At 51.9% G+C, this 20,020-nt stretch carries 17 protein-coding genes and 1 pseudogene; 14 read left to right on the forward strand and 4 right to left on the reverse strand.

Annotated elements, in window-relative coordinates; genetic code table 11:
* Positions 1-277 (forward strand): annotated as a pseudogene (locus tag D1831_RS14405) (hypothetical protein); the annotation flags it as partial.
* A 66-nt stretch (positions 278-343) separates the two neighbouring features.
* Here the strand turns inward: D1831_RS14405 and D1831_RS09680 are convergent.
* Positions 344-1,270: an L-lactate dehydrogenase gene (locus tag D1831_RS09680; RefSeq protein WP_125072740.1), complete on the reverse strand. Its 927-nt coding sequence runs from the start codon at positions 1,268-1,270 to the stop codon at positions 344-346.
* Positions 1,271-1,429: 159 nt separating this feature from the next.
* Between D1831_RS09680 and D1831_RS09685 the strand changes: the two genes are divergently transcribed.
* On the forward strand, positions 1,430-2,617 hold the full coding sequence (locus D1831_RS09685; RefSeq protein ID WP_125072741.1) for an AI-2E family transporter: 1,188 nt from the start codon (positions 1,430-1,432) through the stop codon (positions 2,615-2,617).
* A gap of 57 nt (positions 2,618-2,674) precedes the next feature.
* Here the strand turns inward: D1831_RS09685 and gnd are convergent, their stop codons facing one another.
* Both gnd and D1831_RS09695 read right to left on the reverse strand, forming a co-directional pair.
* Positions 2,675-3,571, reverse strand: coding sequence for a phosphogluconate dehydrogenase (NAD(+)-dependent, decarboxylating) (gene gnd / locus D1831_RS09690; protein ID WP_125072742.1), 897 nt, complete (start codon positions 3,569-3,571; stop codon positions 2,675-2,677).
* A gap of 139 nt (positions 3,572-3,710) precedes the next feature.
* Positions 3,711-5,033 (reverse strand): dihydrolipoyl dehydrogenase family protein, encoded by a 1,323-nt coding sequence (locus D1831_RS09695; RefSeq protein ID WP_125072743.1) that lies wholly within the window; start codon positions 5,031-5,033, stop codon positions 3,711-3,713.
* 281 nt (positions 5,034-5,314) lie between these two features.
* Here D1831_RS09695 and D1831_RS09700 point away from each other — a divergent pair, with 281 nt between their 5' ends.
* The 3 genes from D1831_RS09700 to D1831_RS09710 all read left to right on the forward strand — a co-directional run bounded on the left by D1831_RS09700 (position 5,315) and on the right by D1831_RS09710 (position 9,693).
* Entirely contained in the window at positions 5,315-6,892 is a 1,578-nt protein-coding gene (locus tag D1831_RS09700) for a peptide chain release factor 3 (RefSeq protein WP_125072744.1), read from the forward strand.
* Between the two features lie 175 nt (positions 6,893-7,067).
* On the forward strand, positions 7,068-7,922 hold the full coding sequence (locus tag D1831_RS09705; protein ID WP_125072745.1) for a GRP family sugar transporter: 855 nt from the start codon (positions 7,068-7,070) through the stop codon (positions 7,920-7,922).
* 343 nt (positions 7,923-8,265) lie between these two features.
* On the forward strand, positions 8,266-9,693 hold the full coding sequence (locus D1831_RS09710) for a hypothetical protein (RefSeq protein ID WP_125072746.1): 1,428 nt from the start codon (positions 8,266-8,268) through the stop codon (positions 9,691-9,693).
* Between the two features lie 82 nt (positions 9,694-9,775).
* Here D1831_RS09710 and D1831_RS09715 read toward each other — a convergent pair whose 3' ends face one another.
* Positions 9,776-10,804: a MucBP domain-containing protein gene (locus tag D1831_RS09715; protein WP_125072747.1), complete on the reverse strand. Its 1,029-nt coding sequence runs from the start codon at positions 10,802-10,804 to the stop codon at positions 9,776-9,778.
* A gap of 136 nt (positions 10,805-10,940) precedes the next feature.
* On the opposite strand from D1831_RS09715, the gene D1831_RS09720 reads away from it, so the two are divergent.
* The 9 genes from D1831_RS09720 (at position 10,941) to D1831_RS09760 (ending at position 19,997) form a co-directional block, all read left to right on the forward strand.
* Positions 10,941-11,822, forward strand: coding sequence for a LysR family transcriptional regulator (locus D1831_RS09720; RefSeq protein WP_125072748.1), 882 nt, complete (start codon positions 10,941-10,943; stop codon positions 11,820-11,822).
* Positions 11,823-12,050: 228 nt separating this feature from the next.
* Positions 12,051-12,896 carry a sulfite exporter TauE/SafE family protein gene (locus tag D1831_RS09725; protein WP_125072749.1) on the forward strand — a complete coding sequence of 282 codons (846 nt, stop codon included), beginning with the start codon at positions 12,051-12,053 and terminating at the stop codon, positions 12,894-12,896.
* Complete coding sequence (locus tag D1831_RS09730; RefSeq protein WP_125072750.1) at positions 12,896-13,273, forward strand: DUF1634 domain-containing protein; 378 nt, start codon at positions 12,896-12,898, stop codon at positions 13,271-13,273. The genes D1831_RS09725 and D1831_RS09730 overlap by 1 nt, the downstream gene beginning before the upstream one ends.
* A 385-nt stretch (positions 13,274-13,658) precedes the next feature.
* The gene (locus tag D1831_RS09735) at positions 13,659-15,305 is read left to right on the forward strand and encodes a peptide ABC transporter substrate-binding protein (protein ID WP_125072751.1); all 1,647 of its coding nucleotides are present in this window, start codon (positions 13,659-13,661) and stop codon (positions 15,303-15,305) included.
* A gap of 144 nt (positions 15,306-15,449) precedes the next feature.
* Positions 15,450-16,379, forward strand: coding sequence for an oligopeptide ABC transporter permease (opp3b, locus tag D1831_RS09740; RefSeq protein WP_125072752.1), 930 nt, complete (start codon positions 15,450-15,452; stop codon positions 16,377-16,379).
* 3 nt (positions 16,380-16,382) lie between these two features.
* Complete coding sequence (locus tag D1831_RS09745) at positions 16,383-17,417, forward strand: ABC transporter permease (RefSeq protein WP_125072753.1); 1,035 nt, start codon at positions 16,383-16,385, stop codon at positions 17,415-17,417.
* Positions 17,418-17,430: 13 nt separating this feature from the next.
* Positions 17,431-18,510 carry an ABC transporter ATP-binding protein gene (locus D1831_RS09750; protein ID WP_125072754.1) on the forward strand — a complete coding sequence of 360 codons (1,080 nt, stop codon included), beginning with the start codon at positions 17,431-17,433 and terminating at the stop codon, positions 18,508-18,510.
* A gap of 6 nt (positions 18,511-18,516) precedes the next feature.
* On the forward strand, positions 18,517-19,482 hold the full coding sequence (locus D1831_RS09755; protein WP_125072755.1) for an ABC transporter ATP-binding protein: 966 nt from the start codon (positions 18,517-18,519) through the stop codon (positions 19,480-19,482).
* An 86-nt stretch (positions 19,483-19,568) separates the two neighbouring features.
* Positions 19,569-19,997 (forward strand): GNAT family N-acetyltransferase, encoded by a 429-nt coding sequence (locus D1831_RS09760; protein WP_125072756.1) that lies wholly within the window; start codon positions 19,569-19,571, stop codon positions 19,995-19,997.
* Positions 19,998-20,020 lie beyond the last annotated feature (23 nt).

Below are 20,020 nucleotides of genomic sequence, written 5' to 3' on the forward strand. Positions count from 1 at the left end.
TACGAAAATTACGTATCAATTTCATTTAAAAAAAGGCTCTGATGTTGATATACCCGTTCTTCATTATGGCAATGAAAAGATAATTTTGAATGGAAAAAAAGCATATGCAAAGCAGAGCTCACGGGGGAGTACGTTAGTAAGAGGAAAAATTGGGAAAAACGTAATAACAATTAGTGAGCCTCTGAGTTCGATTTTTAAAGTACTAGTATTTTCGGCTTTAGTAGGATGGATGTTTGTTGTATTTCTTGCGGTTACTTCAAATAGACAAAAAGATTAATTTAAAAATAAAGAAGTTGATTAGCGAGGGAAAATGCCCATGCTAATCAACTTTTATTATGGAAAATTATTTTCCCTGGCTCTCCGCAAACTTGGTTTTAATGTAGTCGGCTGAGATTTGGAGCTTTTTGAGTTCTTCTTCGGTTAAATCGAGCTGAATTTGTTCGACGATGCCGTCACGACCCACGATGGCGGGGTAGGAGAGGTACACGCCGTATTCTTCACGGTAGTTAGAAACCGGAAGTTCGGTCAACGCGTCGTTTAACACGGTGTTGGCTAACCGAACCGCCGCGGTGGCCACGCCGTAACTGGTGTACTTCTTACCGTGGAACACGCGGAAGCCGCCTTCCCGGGATTGTTTGTCAAGTTTTGCCAAGTCCAAGCCCTTTGCTTCGGCGACTTCACTAATGGGGCGGCTCAAAACGCGAACCGTGGACCAAGCGGTAAACTGGGAGTTACCGTGTTCACCGAGGTTGTAGCCGGTCACTGACCGGGAGTCGATGTGTAATTCGGCCGCCACGACCCGTTTCATGCGGGCGGAGTCGAGTAACGTCCCGGTCCCAATTACGTGGTTCTTCGGGAGCCCGGTTACGGATTGGTAAATCGACGTGATCACGTCGACCGGGTTGGTGATGGCGACGATGATGCCGTCAAAGCCGCTATCCTTAATCTTTTGGGCAACCGCCTTGACCTGAACACTGGTGAAAGGCAGTTCAGCAAAGCGGTCGTCGTTGGCGTTATCCTGTAACTTAATGTCCCCCAAGGCCGAAATGATGACGTCCGCGTCCTTTAAGGCGCTGTAATCGTTAACGGTGATGTTCGTGTGGAACGGCAGGTTGGGCATGGCGTCCTGTAAGTCAATGGCGTCGGCCACGACCTTATCTTCGTTTGGATCGATTAAAACCAGGTCGTCGGCGAAACCGTTGGCGACGATGTAATGCGCGGCGGTGGAGCCAACGTGGCCCATCCCAATAACTGCAAGTTTGCGTGACATATGATTGCACTCCTTTAATTAATAAACTCTTACTAACTAAACTAACATTTTTCTCATTAATTTAAAATAGTTTTTTGACCAAACATCAAAATGATATTCGCTAAAAGTTAAATAGGGTATAATTGACGCATTCAGTAGTTATTAAAAGGGGGCGCGACGGTGTTTAAACGCTTAAGAGATTCTTCACTCATGTTTTGGTCGTTCGAAATTTTGATTGTGGCGACTTTAATTTGGGTTTGTACGAACATCGGTTTTTTGTTTCACCCAATCGGCGTGTTTTTAAGTGTCGTTTTTATGCCGATTGTCATTTCAGGCTTTTTATTTTACATGCTCAACCCACTGGTCAAGGCCTTAACGCGGGTCCACTATAAAAAGTTCCGCATTTCACGGACCGGCGCGGTGGCAATTGTGTTTGTGCTATTATTCGGTTTACTGGCCTGGGGGGCCGTTTCATTGATTCCCCGCCTGATCACGCAGGTCACGCAGTTGATTTACAACCTGCCAAGTATCGCCACCGAGATGCAAAAAGCTGCGACTAAGATGATCAGTAATAGTCACGTTTTGCAAAAAGTAGACATTACTTCCTATATGAAGCAGTTTAACGTGGAAATTAGTAAGTACGCGCAAAACTTCTTGTCGTCGTTATCTACGAGTATTGTGACGGTGATCACGACGATTACCAGCGTGACCATCATGGCCATTACCATCCCGGTCGTCCTGTTTTACATGCTTAAAGATAGTGAAAAGTTTATCCCGGCAATTAGTCGCTTCTTACCCCGTAAGCAACGGCCCGAAATTATTGGCCTGATTCAAAAAATGGGTGACACGATTTCCAGTTACATCAGTGGTCAGGTGATTGAGTGTCTGTTTGTGGGGACTTTTACCGCCATCGGCTACATGCTGATTGGTCAACCGTACGGCTTGTTACTAGCGGTCGTCGCCGGTTTAGCCAATATCATCCCGTACTTAGGCCCGTACATCGGGATCGCCCCGTCACTGATCGTGGCCTTCACGGTATCACCGATGCAGGTGGTTTACGTGGTCATCGTGGTGATCATCGTGCAACAAGTTGACGGGAATTTAATTTACCCGAACATTATTGGGCGGACGTTAAAAATTCACCCGCTGACGATTATTATTTTATTGCTCGCGGCCGGAAACATTGCCGGGATCCTCGGGATGATTTTAGCCATCCCGTTTTACGCGGTGGTCCGGACCGTCGTGATTTACCTATATAACATCGTCGAGTTACGCAACGAAGAACACTTACGGATGCAGACAACGGTGTACCAGCCGCAACCGGCGAAGGCGACCAAGCCGGCTGAAAGCAAAAAAAAGAAAAAATAATTCTAAAAAAGGTAACGACCACGTCATCTAAAAACGCTGGTCGTTACCTTTTTGGTCCTATTCGTGTTCCACCGCGTGCCCACCAAACTCGTTGCGCAGGGCCGCCACGACTTTGCCGGTGAAGGTGTCGTCACTGAGCGACCGGTAGCGCATCATCAGGGCCATCGCGATGACCGGGGTGGCAACTTGCTGGTCTAACGCGGTGTCGAGCGTCCAGCGACCTTCACCGGACGCGTGCATCACGCCCTTAATGGTGTCTAAGTTGGCGTCGCCGTCAAAAGCGTCTTCTGCTAATTCCATTAACCAGCTGCGGATGACCGAGCCGTTGTTCCAAACCTTGGCTACGGCGGCGTTATCGTAGTCGTAGGGACCGTGTTGTAAAACGTCAAAGCCCTCGCCAATCGACGCCATCATCCCGTACTCGATGCCGTTGTGGACCATTTTTAGGTAGTGCCCGCTGCCGACGGGACCCGTGTAAAGGTAACCGTCCGGCGCCGCGATGGCTTGAAAAAGGGGCGCCACGGTTTTAAACACGGCCGGGTCCCCGCCCACCATGAAATTGCCGTTGTGGCGCGCGCCGGCCTGACCGCCGGACGTACCGACGTCCAGGAAGTGGACGCCGTGCTTAGCGAGTTCTGCCCCGTGGTGCACGCTGTCCTTATAAAACGAATTACCACCGTCAAGGACGGTGTCGCCACTGGTCAAGTGTGCCGCTAAGTCGTTGATCACACTGGTAGTGGCCGCGCCCGCCGGGACCATCACCCAAATCGTCCGCGGAGTCGGGAGCTGGTCGAGTAGGGCGGCAAGGTCGTTAGCCGTAGCGATACCGTTAGTGGCCGCGGTCTTTAAGTTGGTCGGGGCTAAATCAAACCCGACCGGTACTTGGCCGTGGTCGCGCATGTTTAAAGCTAAGTTTAATCCCATTTTTCCTAAACCAATTAATCCGATTTTCATTGTAAGGACCCTCCTTTACTGATGCTTCGCCACCATTATCGTAAAATTATTTTCAAAAGTCAAGCAGAAATATGTAAATAATTTACACAAAACAAAACTCCCCAACCGGATTCGGCTGGGGAGCTAGCTTTAATTGCGATTAAAAGGCGTTCCAAGCGCTGAAACCAATGCTGGGGAACAGGGTCACGAGTTGTTCGCGTTGAGCAGGGGTCAGGCGGTACTGGATCGCGGGTAACACTGCGTTAATGGTGTTTTCCGCCTGGTTACTCAATTCGGCGGCCGCGACTAAGCGCTGGTCCGCGTCGGTGACCCATAAGCTGTGACCGTGGACGTCGCGGGTCGTTTGGCGGTACCAGTCGTCACGTAAATTAGTGATACTCAAGTGGGACTGGGGGTCATTAGCGGCCGGGATGGTGCCGACTTGTGCTAAACGCGGCGTGGTGAAAACCACCGACGGGATGGCCGGGTACTGGATAGCCGCGTCCGTGTCACCGGCAAACTGGTGCATCAGGTAGGTCGATTCAAAAATGGCGGTCGGGGTCAGTTTAGGCTGGGTTTTAGCGAGGACGTCACCGGCCGCGTAAACGTCAGGAACGCTCGTTTGCAAATGGTCGTCGACGACGATGCCGTTGTCATTGTAAGCCACGCCGATGGTTTCAAGGCCGAGATCGGCGGTGTTGGGGTTGCGCCCAGTCGCGTTTAAGATCCAGTTGGTCCCAATCGTATCGGTCGCGCTATGAACTTCTAACTGACTGCTGACGCGTTGAAAGCCGGTCGGTACCCAGTTCCGCCGTAAATCTAGGCCGCGCTGGACTAGTTGGGTGAGCAATTGCTCCACAAACGGTTGATAAAAACCGCGCAGGGCCTGGTCGCCGCGTAACAATAGCGTCACACCGCTGCCGGCCGTTAATGCCATCGACGCGGCTTCGAGTGCCACGTAACCGCCACCAATAATGGTGAGGTGACGGGGTAGTTGCTTTAAGTTTAAGAAGTCACTGCTGTCATGGGTCAGTTCGGCTCCCGGCAAGTCGAGTTGGTGCGGGTGTAGCCCGGTGGCGATGACGATTTTGTCCGCCCGATACGCGGTGCCGGCGACCGTCACGGTGTGGGCGTCGACGAACCGACCGCGCCCGTGAATTAGGGTGACACCGGCCCGTTTTAATAGGCCGGCAATCATGTCCGGCAGGCCTTCAATCACCGTCCGTTCGTGGGCGTAGTTGTCCGCCCAGTTGATGGCGGGAGTACCGGTCAAGCCGTAGCCCTGAAACTGGTCCACCTGGTGTTTTAAGCTGGCGGGGAGGTCCAAGGTGATTTTCGCGTTACAACCGCGGTTAGGGCAGGTGCCACCGACTAAATCGGCCTCTACCACGGCGACCTTTTTCCCCCGGGCCGCTAACGGGATCGCACCGTCAAACGTGCCGTGGCCACTGCCTAAATATAAGACGTCAAAGTGTTCGCTCATTACTGTGTTCCTCCTTAAGATGACGGGACTTTATTCAGATTAATTGTACGCAATCGATTGTGTCACACCAACCATTTCGTCACGGTTTTTTGGGTGGGAGCGCGAAAGCAAGCGAAGACGGGCCGCGGCATTTGTTCGCTAACTTTATATGTCGCCAACGGGTCAGACTGGATTTTTTGGTGAAAAATCAGTAGAATATGTAAGGCTATGTTTTTTACAAACGGGCGCGTGCCCGTAACGTACGTTGAATATAAATGGATGCTTTTTGAAAGGAACTATCAATGAATAAAACTGAACTTGCCGCCGCGGTTGATACCCGGCGCACCTTTGCCATTATTTCTCACCCGGATGCCGGGAAAACGACCATTACTGAACAAATGTTACTGTTCGGGGGCGTTGTCCGCCAAGCCGGGACCGTTAAAGCCCGTAAGAGTGGGAACTTCGCTAAGTCCGACTGGATGGAAATCGAAAAGAAACGGGGAATTTCCGTCACTAGTTCGGTGATGCAGTTTGACTACGACGGCAAACGGATCAATATCTTGGACACCCCTGGACACGAAGACTTCTCTGAAGACACGTACCGGACGTTAATGGCCGTGGATTCGGCCGTCATGGTGATCGACTCCGCTAAGGGGATCGAACCGCAAACAAAAAAGTTGTTCCAAATTTGTAAAATGCGGGGCATCCCGATTTTTACCTTTATGAACAAGTTGGACCGGGATGGCCGCGAACCGCTCGACCTGTTAAACGAAGTCGAAGAAGTGCTCGGTATCGAGACTTACCCGATGAACTGGCCGATGGGAATGGGGAAGGGTCTAAAGGGCCTGTACGACCGCTATAACCACCGCGTTGAACTGTACCATAACGAGGCCCACGGTGAGACCTTCCTGCCATTAGACAAGGATGGCAAGCTCGATCCTAGCAATGAATTGACCAAGGACAGCATTTACCGCGATACGCTCGACGAAATGGAACTGATCGAAGAAGCCGGTAACGACTTTGACGAAGCTAAGATTGCCAGCGGGGACATGACGCCGGTCTTCTTCGGTTCCGCGCTGACGAACTTCGGGGTCGAAACGTTCTTAAAGACTTACTTGAAGTACGCCCCGAAGCCGTCCGCCCACAAGACTCGCGACGATGAGATCGTTCAGCCAACCGCCGAACAGTTCTCCGGCTTCGTGTTCAAAATTCAAGCGAACATGAACCCGAACCACCGTGACCGGATCGCCTTCGTGCGGATCTGTTCCGGCGAGTTTGACCGCGGGATGGACGTGTTCCTCCAACGGACCGGCAAAAAGATGCGCCTGAACAACTCGACGCAGTTCATGGCCGATACCCGTGAAACGGTGGAAACCGCCGTGGCCGGGGACATTGTCGGGTTATACGATACCGGGAACTTCCAAATTGGGGACACGATCTACGCCGGTAAACACGCCGTTCAGTTCGAAAAATTACCACAGTTTACGCCGGAACTCTTCATGCGGGTCACGGCTAAAAACGTGATGAAGCAAAAGTCCTTCCACAAAGGAATCGACCAACTGGTTCAAGAAGGGGCCGTGCAACTGTACACGTCGTATTCAACTGGCGATTACATCCTGGGCGCCGTTGGGCAGCTGCAGTTTGAAGTGTTCAAGTTCCGGATGTTGAACGAATATAATTCCGAAGTGGTCATGGAACCGTTGGGGAATAAGACCGCCCGCTGGATCGACCCGGATCAACTGGACGAAAAGATGTCCAGTTCCCGGAACTTGCTGGTCAAGGACCGTTCGGGAGCGCCGCTGTTCTTGTTCGAAAACGCCTTTGCGGAACGCTGGTTTGCCGACAAGTACCCGAACGTCAAATTAACGTCAAAACTTTAAAAAAATTGACCGTTAACGTAATCGTTTCCATTGCGCTAACGGTAGCGTCCGTGCAATCCTGGTGGGTTGGGCGGGCGTTTTTTGCTTGTTCGAATTAACCGTTTCCATGGTACACTAATACTATTGTTCTGAACACGTTTCACCAGAAATGGTTTAAAAATTAGGAGGCCTTTACTTGAACCTTGTGATTGCGTTACTCCCCGCGCTCGGATGGGGACTTAACCCACTATTGATCTCAAAAATCGGCGGTAAACCCGTCAACCAAACGTTGGGGACCGGGGTCGGCGCCCTGATCGTCGGTATTATCGTTCAACTCATGTACACGCCGCACGTGAACGCGACCACGTTTATCTTAAGCGCGCTGTCCGGGGCGTTCTGGGTACTCGGCCAGATCGGTCAGTACACCGCGTACGGACGGATGGGCGTTAGTTCGACCATGCCGATTTCGACCGGGGTCCAACTAGTCGGGACGTCGGTCATCGGCGTTTTAATGTTCGGCGAATGGGGCGGGGTGACCGCCAAACTCGTTGGCTTTGCGGCCATCATTCTGATGATCATCGGGGTTGCCATGACGGCGGTCACCGATAACTCGGATAGCCGCGCCGGTTTAGCCAGCGGGTTAACGGTCCTGTTGCCCACCACGGTCGGCTACTGGATCTACAGCGCGCTGCCCAAAGCCGTGTCCGCTTCCGGCGTTGCCATCTTCTTCCCGCAAATGTTGGGGATGTGCTTAGCGGCGTTACTATACGCGCTGATTGCCGGTGGTCCCGCGGCCTTTAAGCAGCGGACCAGCTGGTTAAACGCCTTTGCTGGGATGATCTTCGGGGTCTCCGCGTTGGCCTACATCTTCTCCGCGAAGGATAACGGGGTGGCGACCGCCTACGTGATCACCCAGTTGAGCGTCGTCATTTCGACGCTGGGCGGGATGTTAGTTTTACACGAACACAAAACTAAACGGGAATTACGCCTGACTCTGATTGGTTTAGTTTTAATCGTGGCCGGGAGCGTTATGACGGCGTTTCTGGGTTAACCGTCAATTCTGAACTAAACGGCTAATATTTTTTTAACAACGTCACGTTTATTAATTTCAAAAAATCGTCTGAATAGTTTGATTGCTAAAAGCGACCAGAACTGTTCAGACGATTTTTGTTAATTAGGTGGATTCTAACCGGCATCCCGGATTTAGCGGATTCTTTCTACAAGGACTAGTTCAACAGTCGGCATGAATGAATTATTTCAACCCCTGATTTTAGTGGAAATTAGCTTTATCGTGCGCATTAAGTAACCATCTGAACCAAACGTCACCGAAACGTTCAACTCGGCGCACGGTTTTACAATGGGTTTAGATTCTTAATGACAGGGGGATAATTAGGATGAAATGGGAGAAATTGATGATTGGTGTCATGGTCAGTGGCAGTACGTTGTTGGGGGGCCGTTCCGTGACGGTGCTGGCCGCGCGGCGGTCAACGCCCCGCGCGACCCCGGTGGTGCGGGTAGCGTCGCGGACGAGCCGGAAAAAAACGGTCAAACGGGTCGTTACCCGGCCAAGCGTTAAACGGACGGTTGCAACCAGCCGGAAGAAAGGGAGCAAGGCTCCGGCAGTCAGTGCGTCCACGCCAACCAAGGCAACTAGCCCGCGGACGACTACGGCAACGCCGACAAAGTCCCGGGTCACGCCGGTGACTAAACGGACGGTCTCAAAATCGGTGAAAACTAAACGCCAGCCGACCAAGTCGACCCGCAAGAGCGTTAAAAAAACGCGCCGGACGACCCGGTCAACGGGGGTCAAGTACTTATCACTGGTCGGGCGCGGCAGTTACACGAAACCGCACATTCACTTTAAACCAACGGCCGACTACGTTCGAACCCGCGGGATCCAAAACGAACCGAGCACCATTAAAAGTACCCGGGGTTATTTAGACCACTATAGTTTTAAAACCGCGCTCTACCTGCCGCAGTCGTTGGACGGCCGGGATCTGAGCACGCCCCAAAGCGCGGCCTTTTCCGCTAACAACCGTTACTTGTACGTGATGTACGTTAACGGTAAGCAGGCTACTAACCGTTATCAGGATGGCTGGGCGGTCCGCTATGACTGGGATAAGTTAACGGCGTTAGGCGCCGACCGTGCCGGTCAAATGGCGATGTTGCGGACCGCCGCGCGTGACCAGGCGCGTGGCCGGCTGACCAAGATGGACCGCGAAGTGCTGGCCTGCATTAAGGTTGGGCCGAAGTTTAATTCCGGTCACGCCCAGTCGTTGGCCTTTAACCCCAAGACTAACCAGTTTTGGTTCGTGAAGGCGTACGATGATGAAACGCCGAACGTCATGATGCGGTTAAATCCGAAGACGCTGTTGCCGGACGCGACCGTCAGTTACCGTTCGACCGGGGCCAACCTCGGCGGCGTGCTGACTTTTGATAACCAGGGCTACGCCTACTACTGGACGCACGCCAAGGTGGCCACTAAGACGACGCCGCTCGGGGCGGTCAAGCTTTACCGCGGAACCGTAACGGCCAACGGGATTCATTACCGGGTCATTCCACAAGGTTTAGCGACCGACCCCGGCTTTTACGCCCAGTCGATGGGCTACGACGGCGCCAACGACCGGCTCTACCTGGTATCGGATGAAAGCATTACGTCGTTGCTGTTAGCCGATTTGGGACACCTCAAAGCCAGCCAGGTCGGGGAAAACAACTTCGGCGCCCACCGCGAATTTGAAGGCCTGTTCTTCATGCACAACTCCGGCGACGGCTTCTTGCTGACCAACCGCGGAACCGAAATTATGCGGATGGTCAAGTCGTAAAATCAGCATGATCCGTTGTTTTAGCGCAAATTAAAACCGTCCGTTATCCACTTGCTGGATAGCGGGCGGTTTTGGTTCGTCGCTAATACGGCGGGTCGAGTTGGGTCAAATAGCGGCCGGGCAAGTAGCCGCGGCCCTTTACGCGGTACCAGACGACCCCGTTGTCGTCCGCTAACCGCTCAATTAGGGTCACGCGTTCACCGTGCGGCACGGTCGTTAGGTAGCGGCCGTACGGTTCCAAGTACGTGTGGACCCGTTTGCCGGGTACAAAGCTGACGACACCGGTTTGTTGCACGGGGTGCTTGCTCTGGGTCCGGTAGCCGGCCGGTAACTGTGGCAACAGCGCCACCCCGGTCGTCAGCTGCACGTGGCTTTCCGCGATCCACTGGTCGTCGCCGACTGCGTACCAGGTGGTCTTATCAATTAGGCGGACCCGCATGTAGGTTTTATAAGTACTGCCGGGCTGCAACTTGGTCAGGTAATTGGTCGTGGTCGCGCCGGGATACGGGTAGACCGCGGTCAAGGTTTTGATCTGCACGAAACCGGTGCTGAGGTCCGTTTGTTGCCAGTTCGCGTTCCGGTAGAAAAAGAGCACCGTTTTGGACGTGGTCGTGTATTCACCGGTCAGATCACCGACCGAGCGTAACAGTTTAAAACCGGCAACGGTCGGGGCCGTAACCTTGTAGGGGGTTTTGAGTTGACCACGGTACATGGTTGGCCGTCCAATCAACTGGCGCTGGTCGATGTCGTAGGCGTAGACCCAGATCGGTTGGCCGGCCTGACGTTCGTATGTTAGGACGATCCGGGCTTGCGGCTTTGTAAACCAGCGGGTCAGTCCGTCGATGTGGACCAGGTGGTAACCCGCAACGTTGACCGCGGGCAGGTGGATCTCCTCACCAATTTTACCGGCAATCATGTCGGGCGCCTGTAACTCGTTTCCGGCGCTATCGAGGTGGTGTACCAAAATTAACGCGTCGGTATGGTTAACGCTGGGGGTGGTATCATCGCTGGCGCTAACGGCGGTCAGGTCACCGGCACTTGCGGAATCGGCGCTGGCATTAGGCTGATTAAGCGCGCGGAGCATGCTTTTAATGCGGTCGAGGATCGACACGGGACCACTCCTTTCATCAATAAATTAATTATACTTAGTATAACGCATTCGCCCACGGATAAGCACGGCTTAAATAAATTGTAAAATAAGCCGGCTTTCAATCGTGTATACTAAGATTTAATAGGGGGCGTTAACGGTGAATTTGAAACAGTTACGGTATTTTTTAGCGGTGGCCGAGGAAGGCCAAATGACGGCCGCGGCCAAGCGGTTACACGTGGCCCAGCCGCCGCTGAGTTACCAGATCAAACAACTGGAGCTCGAACTCGGGGTCCCGCTATTTAAACGCCTGCCCCAGGGCGTCGTGGTGACCCCGGCCGGGGAGTTGTTAGTCGGGTACGCCCAGCAATTGACCCAGTTATCGGCAACCGCTGAAAATAAGGTGCGGGCCCTGGCCCACGGGGTGACCGGGACCTTAAATTTGGGGACGGTCTCGTCGTCGGCCGGAGTGATCCCCAACCCGGCGTTATTAAAATGGTTAAAGCAACACGGTGACGTGCAGTTGGCCGTTACCGAGGGCAACACGTACGAACTGCTGGACGATCTGCACAAACGGTTACTGGACGTGGCGGTGTTACGCACGCCGTTTAACCGGCAGCACTTAGTTTGTCGCTTCTTTGCCAGCGAACGGATGGTGGCGGTCTTACCGCAACGTTATGCCCAGTTTCAGAACCGCCGGCAACTACGGTTAAGTGACCTGGCGGCGTTACCGCTGATCAAGTACCGGCGGTTTAACGAACTGTTTCACGTGGCTTTTTTGGAACAGTCGTTTGAACCACAGTACGTGATGACCTGTGACGACGCCCGCACCGCTATGCACTGGGCCAATCACCAGGTCGGGGTGGCGTTAGTGCCGCGCAGTCTAGCGGAAACTTACCGCGGGGAGCGCGTGTTGATCCGTTCGTTAGCCGACCGCCGCTTTGAGACCCACCTGGCGCTGGCGACGACCCCCGAAGCGTTCGCAACGCCGCTGGTGGCCGGTTTTATGGCCCAGTTTCCGACGGCCCGCGGGCTAGACTAATTTTAAAAAGTTGCCATCTAAAAATTTAATCGCTGTAAATTGTGTAACCCCGATTGCGTGGGGTTGGTGGCGCTTACGTTAACTTTGAAGCGTTACCGGTACTTTCCGGCTAAATTCGCGTTAAGCCCACTACCCGTAAGCTTTCAAACCGTCACCCTTAATAATTAGATACCGGGTTAATTAAATGGTACACTAACAATTGAAATTTAAAAGGTGAAGGTGACGCACGTGATTTATTCATTATTACTCATGCTCGGGGTCGGCGCGCTGGCCGGGATTTTCGGGGCCATTTTAGGTATTGGCGGCGGGATGATCATCACCCCGATCTTAACGTTAGGAATGGGTCTGGACATTAAATATGCCATCGGGGCCAGCATCATTGCCGTGATCGCGACGAGTTCGGGCTCCACGATTGCTTATTTAAAAGACGAAATGTTGAACCTGCGGGTGGCGATGTTTTTGGAGATTGCTACAACCGTCGGGGCCGTGTTAGGGGCGGTTTTGACCGGGATGTTTGACGCGACGTTTTTATTCTTCCTGTTCGGCGCCTTGTTGATTTTTACTACTTATAATATGATCCGTAAATTGGTCAGCAAAAATAGCGACGCCGAAAACGTTCAGGCCGACCGGATCGCGACGAAGCTGAACTTAAACGGGACCTATTACGATAAGGCCCTGGATAAACAAGTTGATTACCAGGTCCAAAACGTGCCCGGGGGCTTTGCGATGATGTTCGGCGCTGGGTTAGCCAGCGGGCTGCTTGGGATCGGGAGTGGGGCCTTTAAGGTGCTCGCCATGGATACCATTATGCACATGCCGCTCAAACCGTCGTCGGCCACGTCCAACCTGATGATGGGGGTCACCGCCGCCGCCAGCGCGATGGTCTACTTCTTCAACGGCTCGATCAAGCCCGGAATCGCCGCACCGTTGGCAATTGGGATTCTCGTTGGTGCGCTGATTGGGACTCGCATCATGCAGCACTTAAAGCCGCGGTTGATCCGGATGATCTTCGTTCCGGTCATGTTTTATCTGGGACTTCAAATGATTGCTAAAGGATTCGGGGTGACCATCTAATGGCTAAGAAACCAACTAAGGCACAGGAAATGCACCAAGTCGAACTGATTATCGGGCAGATTCTCCGGATCGGGGTCGTGTTATCGGCCATCGTCATCAGTATTGGGATCATTATGATGTTGATTCAGGGCAACGGTGGCTACCCGAACGGGGTCCAACCCAACGGCTTTACGGCCATCTGGAGTGGCCTCTTACAGTTAAAGCCGTTTGCCGTGATCATGTTAGGTCTGTTTTTACTCATTTTGACGCCAACGTTGCGGGTGGCGGTCTCCATCTACGCCTTCGCGGTTGAAAAGGACCAGCTGTACGTCTGGATCACCACCGCCGTTTTGATCATTTTGATCGTTGCGTCGGTGATCGGGTACCTCGGCCGCTAATTCAAACGTTTGTTAATAAGAGAATGCTGAAAATAAATCGGCATTCTCTTTTATTTACGCATTTTTAGCTGTTTTGACTAACCCGGAAAGCGCGGATTTGGCCCTAATTTAACCAGATTCAATTATTTATTAAGAAAAATCACGGCGCCGGGTTGAAACGTTAATTCTATACTTTGATCACATTGAAACGTTGATTTATAGCGGATTATCAAGGGTTGTAATATTGAAATTAACCATAAAATCATCAAATTTAGCATCTAATTATGACGAAATAATGATAAAAATTAGAATTTGGCATTGATTTTAATTTATTTATAATATACAATAACTTTAACTTTTCGAGGGAAAAGCACACACACTATTAAAGTTAGAGGGGTTGGGTATTATGAATTTAAAAACAGCTGCAAAAGTCACCGCCGTTGCCGGCGCATCGTTGCTGTTCTTAGCCGCTTGTGGATCTAAGAATTCATCTTCAAGTTCGTCTAAAGCAACTGCTAATATGACCATGTCCGCTGAATTACCAACGATGGACTTATCGAAGTCGACCGACGTTGTTAGTTCCGACATGCTGAATAACACGAACGAAGGGCTGTACCGGATCGGCAAAAACGGTTCGATCACGCCCGGAATCGCGAAGGCTACCAAAATTTCTAACGGTGGCAAGACATACACGTTCACCTTACGCAAGAACGCTAAGTGGAGTAACGGGGATAAAGTTACCGCCAAAGACTTCGTTTATGGTTGGCAACGCACCGTTAATCCGAAGACCGCGTCACAGTACGCATACTTATATTCAGGTATTAAGAACGCTGACCAGATCGTTAACGGTAAGAAGCCGGTTTCCAGTTTAGGGATCAAGGCTGACGGCGATTACAAGTTAGTCGTTACGTTGGACAAACCAATTGCCTACTTCAAGAAATTGATGGGCTTCGTTAACTTCTATCCACAAAACGAAAGTGTGGCTAAGAAGTACGGTTCGAAGTACGGGACGACCAGCACGGCCATGGTTTATAACGGACCATACAAGATGACTGGTTGGACTGGGACCAACTTATCCTGGACGTTGAAGAAGAACAACGACTACTGGGACAAGAAAGCCGTTAAGATGGATTCAATCAAGTATCAAGTTGTTAAGGATCAATCAACTGGCTTGAACTTGTTTAACTCCAACAAGGCTGACGATACCACGCTTTCTAGCCAACAAGTTAAGAACTACAAGACCAACAAGAACTACTTGGTTCGCAAGACCGCGTCGACCTTCTACGTTGAATTGAACCGTAAGGATAGTGATTCAACCATCGCCAAGGCCTTCAAGAACAAGAAGATTCGTCAAGCCTTGTCCTATGCAATTAACCGTAACGAATACGTGAAGAACACGTTAGGTGACGGTTCAACGGTTGCCAAGGGTTACGTTTCCCAAGACTTAGCTAAGAACCCGAAGACGGGTAAGGACTTCACGGACGACGCTTACGTGGCTTCCGGGGTCACTTACAACCAGGCCAAGGCTAAGCAGTTGTGGAAAGAAGGGATGAAGGAAATCGGCGAAACGAAGCTGAACATCAAACTTCTTTCTGACGATACGGACGGTGCCAAGAAGTCAACCGAATACATCCAGGGTGCTTGGGAAAAATTACCTGGTTTGACGGTTACCAACCAAAACGTTCCGTTCAAGACCCGTCTCCAACGGTCACAAAATGGGAACTTTGATACGGTTATCTCCGCATGGAACGCCGACTTCACCGACCCAATTTCCTTCTTGTCACTCTTCACTTCAGACAACTCGTACAACAACGGCCGTTACAACAGTGCCGAATACGACTCACTGATCAAGAAGGCTGAAGGTACCGACGCAAACAACGCCAGCGCTCGTTGGACCGACATGGTTAACGCTGAAAAGCAATTGATGAATGACCAGGGTGTCATCCCAATTTATCAAAAGGCCGAAGCGCACTTGACCCGGACCAATCTTAAGGGCATTATCTGGAACACTGCCGGGACAAACTACAACTTGAAGTACATGTCCGTTAAATAACAAATCATAAATGTGTGTGCTTGAACTGCACGAATGTGAAACAAAGGGGTAAGGATTGACACATTGTTAATCCTTACCATTTTGTTTTATAATCAAAGATGTCATCATTTTTAAGCATAATTTAATAGAATGCGAGGAATTCTAATGAGAAAATATCTCTTAAAGCGGATATTTTACTTGTTCCTGACATTATTCATTGTGGCGACCGCCACGTTCTTCCTGATGAAATTAATGCCCGGGACGCCGCTTCAAAATGAAGCCAAGCTGACGCCCAGCGAAAAAGCGGCTATCTTGGCGCAATACGGGTTGGATAAGCCCGTTTGGTTACAATACTTCATTTACATTGGCGGGATCTTTAAGGGGAGCCTGGGGTTATCCTTCCAGTTCTCCGACCAAGCCGTTAGCTACTTGATCGGTAGCCGGATGGGCCCGTCCATGCAACTTGGGGGCCAAGCCTTAGTCGTTGGGATCATCTTCGGGATCATCTTGGGGGCCATCGGGGCCATCCGGAAAGATACCTGGGCTGACCGCTTAGCGACCATCCTGTCGATTCTCGGGATCGCGGTCCCAAGTTTCGTGTTGGCCATCCTGTTACAGTACTACTTAGGACTGAAGACCGGTTGGTTCCCAGTTGCCGGTTGGTCCGGCTTCGCTTACACACTGTTGCCGACCCTCGCGTTAGCGGCTAGTCCGTTAGCCGAAACGGCCCGGTTCATCCGGACCGACATGGTCGACGTGTTAAGTTCCGACTACATCGAACTGGCAAAAGCCAAGGGGTTATCGAAGTTCGGGATCGTTTACCACCACGCCTTACGGAATAGTTTAATTCCGATGGTGACCTTGATTGGACCACTGGCCGCGGCCTTAATGACCGGGTCAATGGTTGTCGAAAACATTTTCTCCGTTCCTGGGATCGGGGAACAATTCGTTAAATCAATTCTGGTTAACGACTACCCAACCATCATGGGAGTGACGATTTTCTACTCCGCGCTCCTGTGCTTACTCCTATTGTTGACCGACATCGTCTACGGAATTATTGATCCGCGGATTCGCTTAAGTGGAAATGGGGACTAGTTAATGGCAGATAATCCAAAAGATATCCAACTCACGTCCGCCGACTTCGCGCCGCTCGATAAGCAGGCGGGTCCCGACAATGAACGCATTGCGGCCCCGTCCTTAACGTTCGGCCAAGACGTTTGGCGGCGCCTTAAATCTAACAAAACGGCGTTTACCAGTTTTATCATCTTAGTTTTAATGTTCCTGATTGCTTTCGGGGGCCAGGCGATTTATCACCACGACCCGAACGCGCAGGAACCAAAATACGCCAACTTACCACCCAAGATTCCGGGTGTTAACATTCACGGCTTAAACGGGCACTTGACCCAGTCCGGTCAAGACGTTGACGCCTACAAACAGGCCGGTGCCGGCAGTAACGTCCACTACATTTTAGGGACCGACTACTTAGGCCGTGACCTGCTTGCCCGGATCATGTACGGGACCCGGATCTCGCTTGAAATTGCGTTGATCGCCACTTTGATCGACTTGACCATCGGGGTCGGGTTTGGGATCATCTCCGGTTGGAAAGGTGGGCGGGTCGACTTGTTCATGCAGCGTGTGATCGAAGTCCTCTCGTCCATTCCCCAACTAGTTGTCATGGTCCTGATGGCCACCGCCTTTACGAAGACCGGGATGGCGTCCATTATCGCCGCCATCGCGATCACCGGGTGGACCACCATGGCCCGGCTGACCCGTGCGCAAACCTTACAATTGAAAAACCAAGACTTTATTTTAGCCGCCCGGACGTTGGGTGAATCGGCACCGAAGATCGCTTGGAAGCACCTGCTGCCAAACTTATCAAGTGTCATCATCATCCAAACGATGTTTACGATTCCGAGCGCGATCTTCTTCGAAGCCTTCCTGAGTTATATCGGGATCGGGATCAGTTCGCCGCAAGCTTCGTTAGGGACGTTAATTTCCGACGGCCAAAAGAACTTCCAATTTTTACCGTATCAAATGTGGTACCCAGCCATCGTCCTGATTATCTTGATGCTCGCCTTCAACTTACTCGGTGACGGGATGCGCGACGCGTTTGATCCGAAGTCGAAACGTTAGGAGGGTGGAAAGAATGGAAAATCCAGAAAATGTTATTGAAGTCCGGGACTTGGAAATTAATTTCCACACTTACGCGGGGGAAGTTAAGGCCATCCGCGACGTTAGCTTCGATCTTCATAAGGGTGAAACCTTGGCCATCGTTGGTGAATCGGGTTCCGGAAAATCCGTGACGACCCGCTCATTAATGGGCTTGTTGGCCCCGAACGCCGAAATCAAAAAGGGTTCGATCATGTTTCACGGTGAAGACATCATCAAAAAGTCGGAAAAGGACATGCAACACATTCGTGGTAAGGACATTGCCATGATCTTCCAAGACCCGATGACGTCTTTGGACCCCACCATGCGCATCGGGATGCAAATCGCCGAACCGTTGATGAAACACAAGGGTTTAAAGAAAAAGGAAGCCATCGCCCAAGCGCTGGAAATGTTAAAACTCGTCGGCATTACTAACCCGGAAGGCCGGATCAACGATTATCCGTACCAGTTCTCCGGCGGGATGCGCCAACGGATTGTGATTGCGATCGCGCTGGTCTGCTACCCGGAAGTGTTAATTGCTGACGAACCAACCACCGCGTTGGACGTGACCATTCAGGCCCAGATTTTGGACCTGATGAAGGACTTACAAAACCGGATCGACACCTCGATCATCTTCATCACCCACGACCTCGGTGTCGTCGCGGGGATGGCCGACCGGGTTGCCGTAATGTACGCCGGTAAAATCGTGGAATACGGAACGGTTGACGAAATCTTCTTCAACCCGCAACACCCGTACACCTGGGGTCTGATCAACTCGATGCCGACGCTGGATACCGCCAGTGGCTCGTTACAAGCCATTCCGGGGACCCCGCCCGACTTACTCGATCCCCCAGTTGGGGACGCCTTTGCCGCGCGGAGTGACTACGCGATGAAGATCGATACTGAAAAGGAACCGCCGTTCTTTAAGGTGTCGGATACCCACTACGCGGCGACCTGGTTATTACACCCGGACGCCCCGAAAGTGACCCCACCGGCCGAGATCGTTCGGCGCCAAAAGAAGTTCGCGGCCATGCAAAAACCGGCAGCGCCGTTTGCAAAGACCGCCTCAAAGGAGTAATGACAGATGCCTGATGAACGTAAAAAAATTCTAGAAGTCCATCATTTAAAGCAGTACTTTAATGTTGGCAAAAAAGATGAAGTCCGGGCCGTTGACGACGTCTCCTTTGACATTTACGAAGGCGAAACTTTTGGCCTGGTTGGTGAATCCGGCTCGGGTAAAACGACGGCTGGACGGGCCATTATTCACTTGTACGAACCCACCGACGGGCAGATCATTTTTGACGGTAAGGACGTGTCCAAGCTGCACACCAAAAAAGAGATGCACGAATTTCGGCGGGAGATCCAAATGATTTTCCAAGACCCGTACGCGTCGTTAAACCCGCGGATGAAGGTCAAGGACATCGTGGCGGAAGGTATCGACATTCACGGCCTCGCCAAGGACGACGCTGACCGGACCAAGCAGGTCGAAGACTTACTGGAAACGGTCGGGTTAAACAAGGACCACTCCAGTCGCTACCCCCACGAATTCTCCGGTGGGCAACGGCAACGGATCGGGATCGCGCGCGCCTTAGCCGTGGAACCGAAGTTCATCATTGCCGATGAACCGATCTCCGCGCTGGACGTTTCGATCCAGGCCCAAGTCGTGAACCTGATGAAGGAACTCCAAGTCAAACAGAACTTGACCTACCTGTTTATCGCCCACGATTTATCGATGGTCAAGTACATCAGTGACCGGATCGGGGTCATGCACTACGGGAAGATCTTGGAAATTGGTCCGGCGGATGAAGTTTATAATCACCCGTTGCACGCCTACACCAAGAGCTTGATCTCCGCGGTGCCGGTCCCGGATCCCGAATTTGAGCGGAACCGGAAACAGGTGCCGTACGACGAGTCCCGTGAAATGGATGACAAGAAACGGCGGATGGTTGAAATCGCGCCGGGACACTACGTCCGCGCGAGTGAAGACGAAGTCCCAATGTACACCCAGCGGGCGGTTGACGCCGGTTTAGTCACCGAATTCTCCGAATAAGTCATGATTTAAAGCGCAGCTAACTTGTTTAGTTGCGCTTTTTTGGTACCATGAGTTAACGGAATCGCAATTAGGAGGATTTGAAAATGTTAATCGCACAACCCGCAACTACGCAAGACTACCCCCAACTGGTGGACCTGTGGCAGGCGTCGGTCGCCGGCAGTCACGACTTTTTAAGCGCGGCTGACCAGCGGGCGCTAGCCACCGAACTTCCGGGGTATTTTGACCAGGTCGAGCTCGTCAAATGGTCGGATGAAACGGCCTTAATTGGTTTTTCCGGTCGGGTGGGGGACGAACTGGTGATGTTATTCCTAGCGCCGCACGTGTTTGGTCACGGCTACGGCCATCAAATTATCACCCAACTTGATCAGCAGGCGCCGCTCCGGCGGGTTGACGTTAACGAACAAAACCACGCCGCCCGCCAGTTTTACGCCCGCCAAGGGTTTACCGTGGCCCGGCGTGACCCGCTGGATGGGGCGGGACGGCCGTATCCCATTTTGCACTTAGTGCGCTAATAATAAGGTCCGCCTAATCAATC

The organism is Lactiplantibacillus garii (assembly GCF_003885105.1).
In the GTDB taxonomy this organism is placed as follows: domain Bacteria; phylum Bacillota; class Bacilli; order Lactobacillales; family Lactobacillaceae; genus Lactiplantibacillus; species Lactiplantibacillus garii.